The sequence below is a fragment of the Burkholderia sp. 8Y genome (assembly GCF_902506145.1).
Classification (GTDB): domain Bacteria; phylum Pseudomonadota; class Gammaproteobacteria; order Burkholderiales; family Burkholderiaceae; genus Caballeronia.
On sequence record NZ_LR733544.1, the window covers coordinates 49,860 to 66,381 of the forward strand.

Consider the following 16,522-nt stretch of genomic DNA (forward strand, 5'->3'; position numbering starts at 1 on the left):
TGGAGCCTTCCATGGCCTATTCCTGCACTGATTTCGTGGACGACGTACTGAACGACATGGTGATCCGAAGCTGGATCAAACCCGAGCAGTACGGGCCTGACGACCCGCAAGCTCAGTGCGATGCGGTATTGGGTGCAATCGGCGACGCGGACGTATCGCTTCGTCTCGCCGCTGGCGCCAAGCAGTTTCATGCCGAACTCCTCGATGCCGTCGAAACGCTCACCGGCGTCGCTGAGCAGCACGGCGCGCTCGCGCTCGCGAATGTCGTCTATCTTCAGGCGGCCATCTTGAAGGGCGGGGTAATCGATCTCACGCCCGACGAAGCTGAGAACTTCGCTTTCGTCAGAGACCTGCCTTCGGGCGGTCGCTGGTGGGAGAGCGTAAAGGTGAGCGTCGAATAGCCTTTGACCGTTCTTCATTCCTTAACCCTTGCGGGCAAGCGGCCCCGCGAGGGTCGCTCCGCGTTCTTTTTTGTGGAGTGTTGTTATGTTTGAAGCAGCCAAGCTGGGCGCATCGCCCGAGCGGTTTCCTAACCTCGAAGCGGCGATTGGCTACATCGTCGGCACCGCGACGCACGCGGGTGAGGTTCGCCCTTGGGTCCGGAACGTCGAGACGAAAGTGTTCTTGGTCATCGGCGGCAGAGTCCAACCCCAAAACGGGGTGCGCCAATGACGCCGCCGTGGCTGGAGCAATACGTCAGTGGCCAGAAGACCGGCTACGCGCAAGCGTTCATGTCGTACGCCGAGTACTACCGGAGTCGATGGATCTGCTGACGATGACCCGGAAATTGAAGAGCGGATCGCCATGCACCGGCAGCCGCTCATCGGTTACGCGAGTCGCACCGGCACCCGCCGCAACCACGCCGCACTCAGGAGCCGCAGTTCGAGTTCGTGACGCCGCAGCAGTTGGTGGCCATCGATTTTTTCTTGTCGATGCATCACTACGCGCCGCACGCGTTTCCGGCGCTGGCGGTCTGGCACGACGTGAATGTGCTTGGGCGCCGGTATCCGGTGCCGAAGCTCGACGGCTTGCCGAAGACGGACATCGTCCTGGACGGCTGGTATCCGGTTGGTCAGTACGACCGCGATGCGCCTTCGGTCGGGCTGCGCTCGTTCGATGCCGAGCAGTGGAATCCGTATCGGCATCCGGGTCGGCCCGGACGGTATGCGCGGACGACCGGCGGCGAGCAGACCGTGTATTTCGAAGAAGCCACGCAGTTTGAGGTGGACGCGGAAGCCGCCTGTGCGTTCGTGACATGTAGCTATGACACCGTCTTCATGCTGGACACGCAGCATCGCGATGCGATGGACTCAGCGCATTTCTGGCTGAACGAGGGCATCGTGAAGTTGCCGACCGGCATGGCGCAGCGGTATCAGGACATGGCCAAACGCGGGCAGTACTTCGCCCGACTCGCTCAACGTCTGAACCTGACGCCGGCAGAACTCGACGCGCATTTGGTCGAGAAGGGCATCGGCGACGACGAGCATCAAGCATTGTTGGGCTATGACACCACGCAGTTGAGTCTCTTTGCAGAAGCGGCGTAGCCGCAACCAATCTTTTGAACACGTCCCAGGCTAAAACCCTGGGACTTTTTTTTGCGAGGTCGAAATCATCAAAGTTCGGCGCGGGTAGTGTTTGGCCCGGCTGCACCCCCAGCAGCCGCAGGGCGGGCATCATCGCCGCGCTTTAGCGAGCGAAGTCAAGCCGAAGGGGCTCGCCTTTCGTCGTGGCCTCTGCTTGGGACAGGCGTTCACTGAAACAATCTCGTCTCACCTGCGTTGATTGCGGCTTCTGCCAGCCCGTGCATCATCCTCGAGCCGATTATCTCTGGGAGGTCGGGCAATAGCTCCTTTCTCAGCTCGAGTACGGCCTTGGCGGTGTCGCGACCGTTCCCTTCGAGAAAAGACTTTTCGAGGCTAAACCACATCAGGGTAACGTCGGTCCACTCGTCGCTTTCATAGCTTTTGCTTGAGGTAACGGCGATGACTCGTCCAAGACAGAAGAGTGCCAGCGCTATCCATCCGGGTTGTCGCGGGTCGCCTGTCAGCTTGCGATGCGCACGTGTAATTGCAAGAACGATGGGGTCGTCCGGATGTGCCGGCTGATTGTCGTTGAACTGAAGCGCCAGATACGGATCGCTTGACCAAAACTTCGTATGGGCGATGCGGATCATCTGTTCGATGAAGTCCACGAATTTCTGAATTTGGAATGCTTGCTGCATGCCCTCTGCCCAAGCTTGCGGCGGCACGGCCTTCAATTGGTTGGCCATTCGTGCGGCGCCGAGCGGGGCCTCTCTTAGGGCTTGCGCGAGTTCATCCTCCCCTATGGCGTCAGCAACCTGACCGAAGATCGATAGTTCGCCCGCTTTCTTCGACATATCCGAAAATCGGGCGATCGATGCAAACGTAGGCAGCACCCGAGGGTGTCGCACCATCTCTCCGGCCAGAGCAAGGCCCTCGCGCATCCGATCGTCAAGAGCAGAAGATTTGCTGCGGCTAGCTTTTCCCATTGTCGACTCGGAGTTGGCAGTGCACAGACGACCAGCATGCCACAGGTAACTGAGCGACCCGGATGGCGTGTGCATCGCACGACGGGACTCCAGTCCCAGATTGGCCCGCTTAGGATCCGCGCGCCGCTTGCAGCTGGTCGAGACATGGAGGCCGGGCGCGGCCAGACACATCGCTTCGACAATGAGTGCAGCGGGACTGCTCGATAGCTGCGCATAGGAACCGGACTGCCCGACCAACGGCGGAAGGTGCGATTGGCCGGCGGTTGCAAGCGTGCATAGGGCGACCGCTAGCGCGACGGCGCCCACGGCGACGGCGTTTCGTTTTGCTTCAGCATCTGCCTGATGAGCCGTGAAAGCATCGTCGGGGCACCGGCTTTTTGGCAGTAGGCGTCGAAGCTAGTTGCAGCTGCGCGCGCCCGAACGGCCGACTCGGCCAATGCCGTAAAAGCGATCATGCCAATGTCGCTGGTAACGCGACATTGACGAAGCGACACGGCCAACTCGAAGCCGTTCATCTCCGGCATGTTTATGTCGAGAACGGCAATGTCCGGAGCCCATGTCCCAACCACGTCTAATGCTGCGCGCCCGCAGAACACGCAGCGGACGTCGTAGCCGTCGGCGAGGAGGGCGGCGGTCACTGCCTCCGCCCCCGGCGGGTAATCGTCAACGACCAATAAGCGCAGACCTTGTGAATGGCGTTGGACGACAGATCGAGTGGACCAGCGAGCAGCGCGATGGGAGAACATACATAGCGGTCCGGAGTCATTTAATCAGTTAAATGCAAAAGGCGTTCCGACTCGTCCGCCATGCCTGTCCCTTCGCTGATCTGTGACGCCTCCTAGTAGCCTCCCGCATATCGATCCTGTCCGCCTGCTCGGCCTGACCTTGACAAGCGGCGCCTGAAACACCAAGACGACGATCGAACGCCGTCGGTGTCCAGGACTATCTGCATTCATCTCGATCCAGCTCCGAGGGAACCGACTGCGGATGGCTGCGTTCCGCTACGCTCAATCCCGAAGCACTTTGGCAATAGCCTCTAGCAATTTGGCCGGATCGACTGGTTTGCCGAGATAAACGTCGAACCCAGCGTCCTTGGCTTTCTGCTCATCATCCGGCCTCACGTGCCCGGTCAGGGCAATTGCGGGGATCTGGACACCCCGATCGCGCAACGCTCGCATGAACTCGTATCCGTTTCCGTCTGGCAGGCCCAGGTCGGAGACGATGATGTCTGGTGGGGATTCGGGGATCACCCGAAGCGCATCTTCCACTCCGCTCGCTACCTGCACCCCGATGCTTTCAATCTGGAGTGTTAGTGCCAGAGCCTCACGCGCGTCAGCGTCGTCCTCAACAATAAGGACCGTTGTGCCCTTGATCGCAGATTCGCCAAGAATGTCTTCGCTCAGCGATGGAGTGGCCGACGGGCGCCCGGCTAGCGGCAACTCCACGGTAAAAGTGGCACCCGCTCCCAGCCCACCGCTATGGGCCGTAATTGCGCCGCCGTGCATCAGGACAATGCTGCGCGCAATGGCAAGACCCAGGCCGAGTCCGCGGCGATCTCGCATCACCGGATTCTCAACCTGGACGAATGGCTCGAAAATTTGCGCCAGCCGATCTGGTGGAATGCCGGCGCCGGTGTCCGCAATGCTGATTTTCACGGTGTCCCCAACGACGACGAGCGAAGGCAAGATCTTTCCGCCCGGCTCCGTGTGTTTTATCGCGTTGTTGAGCAGGTTCGCGAAGACTTGACGAAGCCGCGCTCCGTCACCGAAGACCTGCACATTTTCAGCGATGAGATCGGCGACGAAGATGCCTTTCTTGTCAGCGATGGGTCGAATGTCCTGGAGAGCCGCGTTGAGGCAATCGGCTACAGCAATGGGAGTTCGATCAACCGTGAACTTCCCGTTGCTGATGCGACTGGTGTCCAGCAAATCGTCAACTAAACGCGCTTGGGTCGTAACATTGCGGCGAATGACGGAAATGCCGTTTTTGACGAAGCCAGAATCCTCCGGAGCATGTTCTATAAGATCTGCCCAGGCCAGGATAGACGTCAACGGCGTCCGTAGCTCGTGTGAGACTGCCGCGATGAAATTGTCCTTCGCTTTGCTCGCAGTCTCAGCAGCGAGTCGCTGCAGCCGCTCACTCTCGATCAAAGCATTCCGTTCGGCTTCGAGCCGCTTCTGGAGGGAGATATCGATCGTAATACCGTCGAGTCTGAGGGCTTGCCCAGCGCCATCGAAGCAGGCACTCCCTTTGGCTCGAATCCAGCGCACTTCTCCCTCCGGCGAAACAGCGCGATATTCGACGTCGTATGAATCTCCGCTGGCGATGCATTCTTCCATGGCGGCACGAACTCGCTCTCGATCGTCCGGATGCATGATGCGGAAAAGAAGATCGATGTTGATCTCGCTGTCCGGCGTGCTGGGCGGCAGCCAAAATAGTTCTTTCGCTCGCGCGTTCCAATAGAGCCTATCGGGAGGCAAGGGGCAGTAGAACGTGCCCACGTCGGCAGCTTCGACCGCCCGGCGCAGGCGATCCAGCGTCTCTTCGGGGGATTCAAGATGAGGTCGCAATCGGTAATCAGTCATTTTGTGCTCGCTCGCTACTTGTGAGGTGAGTAGGACGCGACCGGCTTCTAGCCGTCATCGATTGAATCGACTGTTCCGCGCTTGAATAGCTAAATGGGTGCTCCGGCTAGTTGTCGGTTCAGGAACTCAAAGCTGAAACAGACCGGCAGATTGCGTACCCGGTAAAAGTGCAGCTGGGTAGAGAATTAAGTATCCTTTGCCGACCAAGGGTCGCCGCACCCCTGGTCCTGTTCGACGGAGCGGCTTTCGGTATGGGACGAGCTGAGCGTGCCGACAATCAAAGCCCATAACGTCGACCGAGGAGGAGCGCGATTCCTGCGCATGGCCCACGTGGGAACATCGGGCAGAGGTACGTATTCCGCCCGCGGAGGATGCACGGGAGCGTGCCTTGCTTGCCCTACGGTCAAATCTTGCGCCGAGAGGGAGGACGCTATGTGCTACGGCAATCCGGGAGCAATGCTCGACGATATCTTGAGGGTGCGGAAGCTGCAGCCGGACGAGCACGGGCATACGGCACTGGAAAACTTCGAGCATTTTTGCTCTTACTCAGGCTGTCATCCGCAAAGCATCGGTGAGGAAGCGTTCGCGTGGGCGAAGCTGGCTTACGTAAGGGCGCAACTGCCGCCTGCGTCCGCAGTTCCGGAGGCGTTGGACGAGACGGCGGCAGACAAGCTGGATTTGATCCGTCGCAATGCGACAACGGTCCGCTGCTGACGCCGCAATTTTTGCTGACTGACGAGCGACATAGATGCACTTATTGCCGTACTTGCTCTAATATCCGTAAAAAGGACAGATAACTGAGAGCAGGGCGGTAATGGAAGCTGAGTACGAGATTCTCTATAGGGGCTGCACGCTGTCGCCCACCGCTGTCGACGATGGCGAGGTTCACACCGCAATGGTTGTAGTGACGAAGCCCAACGGCGAAAAGCATGCAAGCGGTGCGCTCGGCCAGTTCCCCTCAGCCTTATCGGCGAGGCAATTTGCAGTTGCCTATGGGATGGCGATCGTGGATGGCAGGGAGCTGCCCGTGCCTGACTGGCCGACCTCCATCAAGCAGCCAGGTCTTACCCGGCGGGGCCGGAATTAGTGCCTGAATCGCTGCAAGGCCGAAGGTGTTCTTCGAAGCAGGCGTGCGCCCGGAAACGTCCGCAGCATCGACCACGCGGTTACGGCCGCGCGTCTTGGCGCCGTACAGTGCGGGGTCGTCGAGGCTTAAGGCGGTCGCCGACCTTAGCTGATTGCCGACTACGAGACTTAGATCGTTACTGCATACGCGAATGACGACCACGCCGACGCCGCGCCACATGCCACCGCCCAACGACGAATTGTCGAGAAAGATCGCGCACCGCGAATGGACCATTGACTCGCGCCCGCAACGAACTGGCCACCATTGGCACTCGCGGTGCGAGGTCGAGCGCAAACCCACCGAGGAGTCTTCGTGACGATTGTGGCTCAGAAGCAAGAAGCGCTGGAACTCGCCGCACAGCTTTATCCTCGAGCGCGTCTTCGAGTGGTCGATGCCCCTTTCGCTTAGCACATGAAAAAGCGCGCTTCCAGCGGTGGCGGTCGATCCGCTTGCGCACTCCTGCCGGAGTCGATCGCGCCGCAATTGGCCACGCTCGCGAGCCGCCCGCCGGCGACCGGCAACTGGCTCTACGAGATCAAGTTCGACGGCTATCGCTTGATGTGTCGCGTCGACGCGGGCCGAGCTACGCTCATCACGCGCGGCGGCCACGACTGGACGGACAGGATGACGGCGCTTGCCAGCGCCATCGAGAGCTTGCCCGTCGACAATGCGTGGCTGGACGGCGAAGTGGTGGTGCTGACCGAAAGCGGGTTGCCGGACTTCAACGCGCTGCAGAATGCATTTGATCGGCGCAGCACCACACAACTGACGTTCTACGCGTTCGACATTCTTTTCCTAAATGGGCGCGACTTGCGCGAAGTGCCGCTCGCGCAGCGACGGGAGCTGCTTGGCGAGTTAATCGCCCAAACGCCGAGCGAGCGCATTCGGTTCAGCGAGTCGTTCACCGACGATCCGCAGTCGTTGCTCGTTTCGGCGTGCAAGATGCGGCTCGAGGGGATCATCGGCAAGCGGGCGGACGCGCCGTATCGTTCCGGACGCTCAACCGACTGGATCAAGCTCAAGTGCCTCATGCGGCAAGAGTTCGTTGTGGGCGGTTATACGCGGCTTGCGGGCGCCAAGTCGGGCATGCGGTCGTTAATGCTCGGCGTACACGAGCGTGACGGGAGCCTGCGCTTTGCCGGTACCGTCGAAGCCGAACTCAAGCCGCGCCCATTGGCCGACCTGGAGAAAAGGGCGAGGGCGCTCATTCGCGCCGAGGCCCCTTTCTACAATCCACCGCCGCGCGAGAAAGATCGCGACTTCGTCTGGCTGGAGCCAGAGCTCATCGTTGAAGCATCCTTTTTGGAATGGACACCCGCGGGCGAAGTGCGTCACTCCGTGTTCCAAGGCATGCGCGAGGACAAGCCCGCAGCAGCAGTAACCGAAGAGACGGTCGTTGACGTCGAGGAGCCGGAAAGCCTGCCGCAGAGCGAAGGCACGACGCGCGCAACGCCCGCGCGCGCGGGTACGCTCGTCATTGCGGGCGTCAAAGTCTCGAATGCCGAGCGCATCATCGACGACGTGACGCGCCTGCGCAAAATCGACCTCGTGCGCTACTACGACGAGATAGCCGAGTTTGCGCTGCCGTACCTGAAGGATCGCCCCGTTTCGCTAGTCCGGGCCCCGGAAGGCATCCAAGGCGAGCTTTTCTTCCAGAAGCATGAGGAGCGCTCGAAAATCCCTGGCATCACGCGGCTGCCGGTCGAACTGCACCCGGGGCACCCGCCGTTGCTTGTGGTGGACCGTCATGAGGCGCTAATCGGCCTCGCTCAGATGAACGTGGTCGAACTGCATAGCTGGAACGCCGTGCAGCCGGACCTCGATCACCCGGACCGATTCATCCTCGATCTTGACCCGGACCCTGAACTGTCGTGGCAGATGATGGCCGACGCGGCGACGCTATCAAAGGTGTTGCTTGACGAGCTCGGGCTCAAGAGCTTCATCAAGACGAGCGGCGGCAAGGGATTTCACATCGTTGTGCCGCTCACACGCCGGCAGCAGTGGGACGAGGTAAAACACTTCTCACAGGCGGTCGCGCGACATATGGCGCGGCTCATGCCCGAGCGATTCTCAGCCGTGCTCGGGCCGAAGAACCGCGTGAAGAAGATATTTATCGACTACCTTCGCAACAGTAAAGGAGCGAGCACCGTCGCGGTGTTCTCCGCGCGTGCGCGGTCCGGCATGGGCGTGTCGATGCCCATCTCTTGGGACGAGCTAAACGAAATCGGCCGGGCGGATCAGTGGACCGTCACAACCGGCGCGCAGCGTATGCATTTGCTAAAGGTCGATCCGTGGGAGGGATTCCATCGCACGCGGCAGGGCATCACGGCGGCGATGCGTCGAGCGGTTGGAATGCGCTGAACCCATGAACGTGGTCCAAGTGCATCAACGCGTTGACTGAGCCGCCGTCTATTGAGGATAAACCGGTCTTCGTCGCGGCGCGCTAGGCGATTTGCTGGCCGTCCGCCAAATCCTCGATCAGTTGTTGGCCGGCTGAGTGACCGCTCATAAGGGCGTCGGCCTCTGAAGCGAATGGGTGTTCGCCGACAGCGGAAAGCCGCAACGGTGCTGTAAGCGGAGCGCCCTCTGCGGTTGTGATGTGAACGAGTGCGACGAAGCCGTCGGGCGAACTCAAGTTTGCCGTCCCGGACCGAGGGACGACACAGTCCGTCTCCACGACGATCGTGAACTTCCTGTAAGGATAGCTCCGCTTCTCTTGCACCCCCCACCAAGGTCGCTTCCGCCAAGCAAGCTTGAAAGAAGCCGCCCGTCTTGTATTTGAGCTGATGTAAGAGCCCACTGCGTAACTGTAAATAAGCGTTTACGCACTGTATAGACCAAGCGTTGACGAGTACTATCCTCGCTCAGCAGCGCAGAGGCCACAGGATCAGAAGAGCAGGACCGCACTGCTCACAGTGCGACGCCCGCCTCTACTTGCCCGCAGCGAAAAAGCATCGATGAATGCTAGCCAAAAATTGATAACTGAGAGAACACCGATGATCGTCTATCTCGGCGGGACGGCGTTTGAGCCGATGGTCACGCGTAACGGCAATACCTTCGTATCGTCCGCGTCTATTCTTGAAGACGGCCATTCGACCTCGCTTGGCAAGTGGGGCTTTTTCGCCAATGAAGATTGCGCGATCGACTTCGCGATTCGGTCTGCGACGGCGTTCATCGAAGGTAATGAACTGCCCGTCCCGCCGGTTCGTTTGTCGGCGTAGAGAAGCTTGACCACCGCCGCGGCACCGATCGATTACTTGGTGTCTAGTAGCCCGCCGAGCGCTTAACCAGCCTTGCACGGCCAACGGCGCGGCTCGGCGGACGCAGCCACGGGATTAAGTGGCCTCGTGATGCTTGTGGTGGTGATGCTTGTGGTGGTGATGCTTCAACTGGAGCGTCGAATGTTTGCCATTCGGGCCCGCCGGCGCTCCCGTTTCGCCATTGCCGTTGGGTGTGCCAATACCGACGCCGCCGCGACCAGCGCCATTCCCGCCGGGAGCGCCTCCGGCATTGCCCTGGGCGAAGGCGGCGGTCGTTAAGCCCCATACAAGGGCGGTCGTCACGAGGCACTTCGTTGAAATGTTCATTGTTGTTCTCCTCTTTGGATTGAATGTCCGATGGCGCACCGGCTCAAAAGCGCCTGGTGTCGGCAGCAGTAGTACCGCAATCGACGGTCCTATTCTCAATCATTAGTCTTCGCGAATGCGCGCGCTATTGGAGCCGATAAACATGACGGCTTTGGGTAGGGCTCGAGCCCTGTCTGGGAGTGCCGCTTCTATCGGCAGCTTGGGCACTTTCAGCCGCCCGAAAAGACCGCAGTTTCACCGCTTTTTCAGTGGATCACTCATGCCGCGACGCGCATACACTTCTTCTCATGGCGAGCAAACGAGCGCCATAAGCAGCCAAGCGATAGTCACCGAGCATACCGGCCTACCTAACCCTTTCCGGAAGCAGCGGTTGTCGCAGTTGCGGTTGTGTAGCAGTTGCAGGACGGCTGTTCGTCTCAAGCAGGTTAAGTTCGTTGCAAGTTCAGCGCGAGGTAGCATTCGAGGGACCGTAATCGCCTGAGAGCATTGTTGTTGCTGTCCAGTACGTGTTGGAAGAGAAGCCCCGGCCATTGCATCATTGGTCGGGGCTTCGCTATTGCGGGACCGTCTGAGCAAGCGCCGGTGCGCCACTATCGACCTTACTGCGCCGGTTTCAGCTTGCGAGGCTTGGCGGGTGTCTTTACCTTGTTGTACTCGAATTCCGGCGTATTCTTCAGCGCGTCTTTCGTCGCGCCGGGCAGATAGAAGTTGCCGTCGCGCACCTCAAGCGACGCGATCGGCACTGCGACGTCGTGCGTGGCCACGCCAAGGAAGCCACCGGTCGAGATGATGGCTGCCGAGACGGTGGCGTCAGGCGAGATCACCAAGTCCTTGATTGAGCCGATCTTCGCGTTCTGGTCGTTGTAGACCGCCTTGCCAAGAATGCTCTTTTTCGTGCTCCAGCCCTGTAGCAGCGCTTGAGACTGCTCGACGGTGACACTTAAAGGCTGCGTCCCGGCGACCTGGGCATGAGCGCCAAGGCTGACAGCGCCGATAGCGGTAGCGAGTGCGAGGCTTCGCAGCAATTTCATATAGATTTTCTCCGTGTTGGTTGGCTGGACCGTCTTGCAAAGAACAGGCCCAGTCTTTACTTCCGCGAACCCTTGGCGTTCCTCAGCCAAACCAGTGGCGCGCGACTTGCGCATAGCATGCGCAGTTCAATGCAACCGTGGCGGTCAGCCGCGTTCTCAATGAGCGAAGGGGATGACATGAGCGAGATCGAACGAGACAACGATGAAGGGCAGAAACATGCCCCGCAAGACGCAGTCGAGCGACGCGCGCTGTTGCTGCATCTTGGCGATGTGGTGGAATCAATCGGGTGCGTTTTGAAATGCGCTGATCGTCACAAGACCATCGGTGAAGCTGCCGCATCTGACGACTCCCTCGCGGGCTTCCCGCTACTGAACCTGATCGCGCCGGATCTCACGCCTCACGACTTCGCTGCGCGCGCCGCGACCGCGTACTTCCTTTGGACCAAGGAGTTGCTTGAGGCCACGCTTAACCGCAAGCTTCTCGCATACACGGCTCAGCATGACCTTTTCGCCGGCAATCAGGCCGGGTGGGACGCCTACGTCGAAATGATGCGGGTTGAAGTGCCGTGGTTCGGCGAAGGTCTCGGGCCGGTAAGCGAGGTGCAAGTCGAGCGCGAGGCGACCGCGACTCGGAGCGGCCGCGTTTCCGACACGTCCGATTAGTCCCCGGTGCCCAATTCGCTATGCTTGTGCGAGTGCGTGGCCGCGTGGACCAGTTCGTAGTGCGCGCCCTTGCCGCTGCGCGTCGGCGGGAAATGTTCGCCTTCAACGCAGGTCACTTCAAAACCGGAACCGCCATCGCCTTCTTTCACGACCTTGTAGATGCCCGACGTCTGGACCTTCTCACCGGGCTTGTGCTGGTCTGCCATTGTCGCCTCCTCGTTGTTGTGCCAATCGGCGTAAAGCAAAAGCTATTCCGCAGCGCCTATGAGTTGCGTTGTAGCAGGCGGTAAGCGTTGAAGTGGCGAATGGCTTTGGTCGCCTCGCCCAGTTCTTCATGGATGCGCGCGGCGTTGAAATGGGCGTCCGCGAAGTCGGGCGCGTGTTCAATGCAGCGCTCGTAGGAAAGCAGTGCCTCGCGGAAGCGGCCCGAATCTTCAAGCGCGACGCCAATGTTGAACAGCAGCACCGGGTCGTTTGCGCGGTATCGCAGCGCTTCTTGATACACCGCTATGGCCTCGTCGAACCGCCCGCTGTCCATCAGGATGCCGCCAAGATTCAGCGACGCGTCGGTATAGTCAGGTACGCGTTCGAGCGCTTTTCGATAAGCCACCTCAGCGGCGTCGAGGTCATCGTCTTCCAGGCCGCGCGCCTGGCGGAATAGTTCGGCGGCTTCTTCTCGCGCGCGCTGCTCGCGCGGCGCCTGCATGGAAGCGACATTTCCGGACGCCTGCGCCTCCTCAAAATCCAGTAGCTGTTGGCCGGTTTCAGCATCCCATTGGCGGCTACTCTCGTCGCGGACAGCGACGCGATCGCCGAAGGCCGCGATGCGAACGCCAGTAAGCGAGCCTTCGCGTCCCCAGCTTTTCCGAAGGTGATCTAGCGCGCGGACGATCTTCATCGGCGAGACGCCCGCAACGCGAAGCGCGTGGGCAGTCCGGAGCATGACGACGTCTTGGAAGGTGAAGCGCCGCTCGCGTCGCTCGCCACTCGCCGGTGATATAAAGCCCGCCGCGATTAAACGCTCAACGACGGTGCGCGACACACCAAGCATGCGCTGCACATCGCGAAGGCTGTAACCGTCGTCTTGCATATCACCGTTTCGTGCCGGTTTTCCGCGCCGGTGCCGGTTGGTCCTCCGTGGCCGCGCGGCGCACCGCGCGGCGCTTGGGCGCCGGTGCAGCTTGAGCAGTTTCAGCCGCTTCTTCCACTGGCGCGGCGGTGCGTGCGTTCTTGCGTGCCGCGCGCGGCGCCGCTGGCTGTTCGGCCGAGGGCTTCTTTCTTAGGCTCGCCCGTAGTGCTTCCACAAGGTCGATAACCTGCGCGCCGGGCTGCTCGACGGCGGGCGCGGCGGTGATCTTGTTGCCCGCGATCTTGTTGTCGATCTCGGCGAGGATGCGCTCCTTCTCCTCGTCCTTGTAAGCGGCCGCGTCGTAGCTGTCGACGCGGTACTGCTCGATCAGTTGCTCGGCGAGCTGTAATTCCGTCGACTGGATCTCGGTTTCCTCGATGCCGATATCGGCTTGCGAGCGAACCTCATCGGCGTAGAGCAAAGTTTGGAGAATTAGCCCGTCGTTACCGGCGCGCACCTGCACCATATGCTGCTTGCCCTTCCACGTCCAATGGGCTAGCGCGCACGTGCCGCTGTCTTTCATCGCCTCCTGTAGCAGGCGGTATGGCTTGCCGCCGCGCTTGTCTGGCGCGAGGTAGTAGGGCTTGTCGAGGTAGATGGGATCGATCGCGTCGGTCGGCATGAACGACACGATGTCGATCGTGTGGCTGGCGCTCGCTTCAAGCGCCTCAAGCTCGGACTTCTCGAAAATGACGTATTTCTCTTTCTCGAACTCGTAGCCTTTGACCATATCGGCGCGCTCGACGACTTTGCCGTCGTGCGGGCAGACGTACTGCTGCTTCAGGCGCGTGCCGCACTCTTTGTGCATCAGGTTGAAGCCAACGCCTGACTTGCTTTCCGTCGCCGTATAGACCTTCACCGGCACGGAGACGAGTCCAAAGCTGAGAGTCATTGACGCGATCGAGCGAGCAGCCACAGTGGCCTCCCATTGAAGGTGATGGCCCTCTAGCGGTTACGCGCCTATGGTGCTTTGGCGACCTGGGCCTCGTCTGCGCGCACCTGCCGGTCTAGCCCGGCCGTGACACGCCACTCTTCCAGTACACGTTCCAGCAAATCGTAGGTGACCGGTTTGCTCATATAGCCGTCGAACGACGGGAAGTCATTGTCGCCCAGATCGTGCCTGCCGGTAATTGCCACCATGTAGGCCGTCTGCGATGCGCCGTCCCGCCTCAAACTCTCGCACGTGTGGCGGCCATCGCCGTCAGGGAGGTCTACGTCAGCCAGAATCACATCGAACAACTGCTGGCTCGCCAGTTGGCGTGCCGACTCACACTCATGCGCTACCGTGACTCCGTGCCCCATTTGCTCAATTAGAGCCGCAAGACCCGCAGTAAAGTCGCGGTCGTCGTCAAGCACAAGAATCTTCATTTCTGCCTCCCCCCACAGCGAGCGCTGCAACGATTGCCCGCATCCGCCTTTCCTAAACGCAATAAAAGTGCCATCGGAGGAGTGCGTCCGGGTCTGGCCGATCTGAAACCACCGGCGTTCCGTCGGAGCGTCTGCCTGTATGCTTCCCCGGAAAGGAGGACGCTAAATGTGTACGAGCTACGAATCGAATCCGAAGGACCGCTTCGACGTTTTCAGCCTGTTTCCGGTGCCCAACTTCGACTACAAGCCGGAAATCTACAAGGATTACCCGGCGCCCATCTTCCGCCGCATAGACGGTGAGTATTTGACTGACGCCGCCACCTTTGGGATGGTCCCGCGCAGGTTCATCCCGCAAGGTGTGAAGGCGTTCGATACGATGAACGCGCGCTCCGAATCCATCGGACAAAAGACGAGCTTTCGCTCAGCGTGGAACAAACTGCAGCTCGCCTTGATACCCTGCTACCGGTTCTACGAGCCGGACTACGAAACAGGGAAAGCCGTGCGCTGGCGCGTCGGAATGGCCGATGGCTCGCCGTTGGCGATCGCAGGGCTTTGGCGATCGTGGAGAGATCCGGCGGACGGATCGACCAGCATGAGCATGACGATGTTGACCGTGAACGCTGAAGAGCACCCACTGATGAAGCGGTTTCACCGGCCGGGGGCGGAGAAGCGGTCGGTGGTGATTGTCCCGCCGACCGAGTACGAAGACTGGCTGTCTTGCAAGACCACGGACGAAGCGCGGTCGTTCCTGCGGCTCTATCCGGTTGAAGCGATGCACGCCGAGCCGTTTCCGCTGCCGCCTCGCGCGCCGAAGGCCAACGCCTTGCCAAAGGCCGACCTGGCGCAGGCATCGCTTCTCGCTGATGATGGTGGTTGAAAGCAGCGCGTGAGCGCAGGCTTCGGTGCCACAAGCTCCTAACGTTTCGCGATCATTCCCAGCTAGCCGCTTCTACCATCGCTTCGTAGTCAAAGTCCGGATCCACGATGTAGCAACCAGCACCGCCGGCGACGGCGACTGGCCGCTTGCGAAGCGCGTATGCAAATGTCCGCCACGTAATTCTTCGCTGCAGCAGAAGTCGCTCAACGTTACATGCGTAGCGGGTCATCGGGCCCATTTCCATGAGGGCCGACGCGCAAGCTACGCCTCGCGTCGGCGAACAAGTACCAATTTTTAGGCGCGGCTTGCGAGCGCCCGCTCGATCTTGCGGTCGGTCTTGTACTGGCCGAGCGCAAACACCGACCAGATGGCGGCGGGAATCCAGCCGATCAGCGTGAACTGCAGCAGCAGACAGATGATCCCGGCGATCGGACGGCCGATCGTGAAGAACTGGAGCCAAGGGATGATGATGGCGAGAAAGAGGCGCATGTGTGCTTCCTTTGAGGGTTCGTTGAGACTGCTATAACGGCGGCTTAAACAGGTCCTTAATAGGGCGGAGGCTTCGGCGTTCCGCCCTTCGGGCGATCAGTTCACGACGAGAGCGCCGCCGTTGCCAAGGCCGCCCTTGACGTTCTGCGCACGGTACTGGCGAACCGAGCCAACGAGATTGTTGAGCGAATCGGTGAATGCCGCGACGACGACCTTGCCCTGCGCGGTCCGTGCGTAGGCACCGCCGCCCGCAGCGCCAGCGCCGCCGAAGCCGCCAGCGAAAACGCCCGAGAGCATGCCGAAGTCGACGTTACGCGCCGATCCCTCGGCGGCCGCCAACTGGACGCTCGACCGGTTGTCGACGAGCGTCAGCATGGTCGAGGCTTCCTGCGCCTTCATCGTTCCAGCAGCACCGGCGAGCACACCGCCAACGACGGGCACGAATGCGAGCAGACCGGCTGCGCCGCCGCCCGCGTCGCGATTGCTGAATGTCACGGTCGGGCTGATCGTGTAGTCGGCTGCGACCATCTGGCCTTTGTGCATCTTGGAGGTCTTGCGCAGTTCGCCCGATGCGTTCAGCGAGCGCTCGCCCATAGCCGTGCCGAGCGCGCGGCCGCGATCGACGATCACAAAGCAGTTGCTTTGCTGGACGAGCAGCTTCAGCACTGGCACCGTCGAACCGAGCTGGTACTGACCCGTGAGAAGGCCGTACCAGGGTGCTTCCGTATCTTCGACGATGGCGACGGTGCCGAGCGGCGCCGTGCAGTGCTGAAGGCCTGCGTTGGCGTTCTGCGACGCTTCGCCAGCAGCGGAACCGGTCGCCGCCGTCTTGGCGGACGGTGCGCCCATCTGCATTTCGGAGCAGGCGGAGAGTGCGAAAACGGACAGGGCGGCCACGCCGATCATTTTGAGCTTCATGTTTCCTCGTTGTTGTGTCGTGTGGTCCTTTGTCTTGGCTTCAATGCCAAACGGACCTTTAATCAGAATCACTTTCGTGCCTCGCAACATCGGCTCAGCGTGTCTGGCGTCGCGAGTCAGCCAGGGCAGCGGCGGAGTGCGAAGCCCGGTCGAATTCGGTACTACACCGGCTCGCTCCAGCGAACCGGGTCCTGCGCGCGTTTAGGGAGGTGTCGCCCGCCGTCTGGAGCCGGGAGTCAA

General features: G+C 60.6%; 19 protein-coding genes. 8 read left to right on the plus strand and 11 right to left on the minus strand.

Annotation, left to right across the window (positions count from 1 at the left end; all coding sequences use genetic code 11):
- Nucleotides 1–11 precede the first annotated feature (11 nt).
- The 3 genes from GV035_RS27270 (at nt 12) to GV035_RS27285 (ending at nt 1,544) form a co-directional block, all read left to right on the plus strand.
- Entirely contained in the window at nt 12–401 is a 390-nt protein-coding gene (locus tag GV035_RS27270) for a hypothetical protein (protein ID WP_159838943.1), read from the plus strand.
- An 85-nt stretch (nt 402–486) separates the two neighbouring features.
- Complete coding sequence (locus tag GV035_RS27275) at nt 487–672, plus strand: hypothetical protein (RefSeq protein WP_159838945.1); 186 nt, start codon at nt 487–489, stop codon at nt 670–672.
- Between the two features lie 236 nt (nt 673–908).
- Nucleotides 909–1,544 carry a hypothetical protein gene (locus tag GV035_RS27285; RefSeq protein WP_201304081.1) on the plus strand — a complete coding sequence of 212 codons (636 nt, stop codon included), beginning with the start codon at nt 909–911 and terminating at the stop codon, nt 1,542–1,544.
- Between the two features lie 206 nt (nt 1,545–1,750).
- Here the strand turns inward: GV035_RS27285 and GV035_RS27290 are convergent, their stop codons facing one another.
- The 3 genes from GV035_RS27290 to GV035_RS27300 form a co-directional block, all read right to left on the minus strand.
- Nucleotides 1,751–2,509 carry a hypothetical protein gene (locus GV035_RS27290; RefSeq protein ID WP_159838947.1) on the minus strand — a complete coding sequence of 253 codons (759 nt, stop codon included), beginning with the start codon at nt 2,507–2,509 and terminating at the stop codon, nt 1,751–1,753.
- Between the two features lie 287 nt (nt 2,510–2,796).
- Nucleotides 2,797–3,255 carry a response regulator gene (locus GV035_RS27295; protein WP_268892298.1) on the minus strand — a complete coding sequence of 153 codons (459 nt, stop codon included), beginning with the start codon at nt 3,253–3,255 and terminating at the stop codon, nt 2,797–2,799.
- A 261-nt stretch (nt 3,256–3,516) separates the two neighbouring features.
- Complete coding sequence (locus GV035_RS27300) at nt 3,517–5,094, minus strand: hybrid sensor histidine kinase/response regulator (RefSeq protein ID WP_159838951.1); 1,578 nt, start codon at nt 5,092–5,094, stop codon at nt 3,517–3,519.
- A gap of 432 nt (nt 5,095–5,526) precedes the next feature.
- Between GV035_RS27300 and GV035_RS27305 the strand changes: the two genes are divergently transcribed.
- The 3 genes from GV035_RS27305 to GV035_RS27315 all read left to right on the plus strand — a co-directional run bounded on the left by GV035_RS27305 (nt 5,527) and on the right by GV035_RS27315 (nt 9,441).
- On the plus strand, nt 5,527–5,808 hold the full coding sequence (locus GV035_RS27305; protein WP_201304080.1) for a hypothetical protein: 282 nt from the start codon (nt 5,527–5,529) through the stop codon (nt 5,806–5,808).
- Nucleotides 5,809–6,631: 823 nt separating this feature from the next.
- Nucleotides 6,632–8,581 carry a DNA ligase D gene (ligD, locus tag GV035_RS27310; protein ID WP_236572881.1) on the plus strand — a complete coding sequence of 650 codons (1,950 nt, stop codon included), beginning with the start codon at nt 6,632–6,634 and terminating at the stop codon, nt 8,579–8,581.
- Between the two features lie 635 nt (nt 8,582–9,216).
- Nucleotides 9,217–9,441, plus strand: a complete 225-nt coding sequence (locus GV035_RS27315) for a hypothetical protein (protein WP_159838953.1) — start codon at nt 9,217–9,219, stop codon at nt 9,439–9,441.
- Between the two features lie 114 nt (nt 9,442–9,555).
- Here the strand turns inward: GV035_RS27315 and GV035_RS27320 are convergent, their stop codons facing one another.
- Together GV035_RS27320 and GV035_RS27325 are read right to left on the minus strand one after the other, a co-directional pair.
- Nucleotides 9,556–9,807 carry a hypothetical protein gene (locus tag GV035_RS27320; RefSeq protein ID WP_159838955.1) on the minus strand — a complete coding sequence of 84 codons (252 nt, stop codon included), beginning with the start codon at nt 9,805–9,807 and terminating at the stop codon, nt 9,556–9,558.
- 599 nt (nt 9,808–10,406) lie between these two features.
- Nucleotides 10,407–10,838, minus strand: coding sequence for a PRC-barrel domain-containing protein (locus tag GV035_RS27325; RefSeq protein ID WP_159838957.1), 432 nt, complete (start codon nt 10,836–10,838; stop codon nt 10,407–10,409).
- Between the two features lie 177 nt (nt 10,839–11,015).
- Here GV035_RS27325 and GV035_RS27330 point away from each other — a divergent pair, with 177 nt between their 5' ends.
- Entirely contained in the window at nt 11,016–11,501 is a 486-nt protein-coding gene (locus GV035_RS27330; protein WP_159838959.1) for a hypothetical protein, read from the plus strand.
- On the opposite strand, the gene GV035_RS27335 is transcribed toward GV035_RS27330, so the two are convergent.
- From GV035_RS27335 to GV035_RS27350, 4 genes are read right to left on the minus strand one after another with little or no spacing between them, the layout of a single operon-like run.
- A complete protein-coding gene (locus tag GV035_RS27335; RefSeq protein WP_159838961.1) occupies nt 11,498–11,707 on the minus strand; it encodes a hypothetical protein in 210 nt (69 codons plus the stop codon). The genes GV035_RS27330 and GV035_RS27335 overlap by 4 nt on opposite strands.
- A 56-nt stretch (nt 11,708–11,763) precedes the next feature.
- On the minus strand, nt 11,764–12,591 hold the full coding sequence (locus GV035_RS27340; RefSeq protein ID WP_159838963.1) for a tetratricopeptide repeat protein: 828 nt from the start codon (nt 12,589–12,591) through the stop codon (nt 11,764–11,766).
- Between the two features lies 1 nt (nt 12,592).
- Entirely contained in the window at nt 12,593–13,546 is a 954-nt protein-coding gene (ku, locus tag GV035_RS27345; RefSeq protein WP_159838965.1) for a non-homologous end joining protein Ku, read from the minus strand.
- 44 nt (nt 13,547–13,590) lie between these two features.
- Nucleotides 13,591–13,998 (minus strand): response regulator, encoded by a 408-nt coding sequence (locus GV035_RS27350; RefSeq protein WP_159838967.1) that lies wholly within the window; start codon nt 13,996–13,998, stop codon nt 13,591–13,593.
- Between the two features lie 166 nt (nt 13,999–14,164).
- Here GV035_RS27350 and GV035_RS27355 point away from each other — a divergent pair, with 166 nt between their 5' ends.
- Nucleotides 14,165–14,875 carry an SOS response-associated peptidase gene (locus tag GV035_RS27355; protein ID WP_159838969.1) on the plus strand — a complete coding sequence of 237 codons (711 nt, stop codon included), beginning with the start codon at nt 14,165–14,167 and terminating at the stop codon, nt 14,873–14,875.
- 294 nt (nt 14,876–15,169) lie between these two features.
- Here the strand turns inward: GV035_RS27355 and GV035_RS27360 are convergent, their stop codons facing one another.
- Together GV035_RS27360 and GV035_RS27365 are read right to left on the minus strand one after the other, a co-directional pair.
- The gene (locus GV035_RS27360; protein ID WP_159838971.1) at nt 15,170–15,364 is read right to left on the minus strand and encodes a YqaE/Pmp3 family membrane protein; all 195 of its coding nucleotides are present in this window, start codon (nt 15,362–15,364) and stop codon (nt 15,170–15,172) included.
- Nucleotides 15,365–15,460: 96 nt separating this feature from the next.
- Nucleotides 15,461–16,282, minus strand: a complete 822-nt coding sequence (locus tag GV035_RS27365) for a CsgG/HfaB family protein (protein ID WP_159838973.1) — start codon at nt 16,280–16,282, stop codon at nt 15,461–15,463.
- Nucleotides 16,283–16,522: the final 240 nt, after the last annotated feature.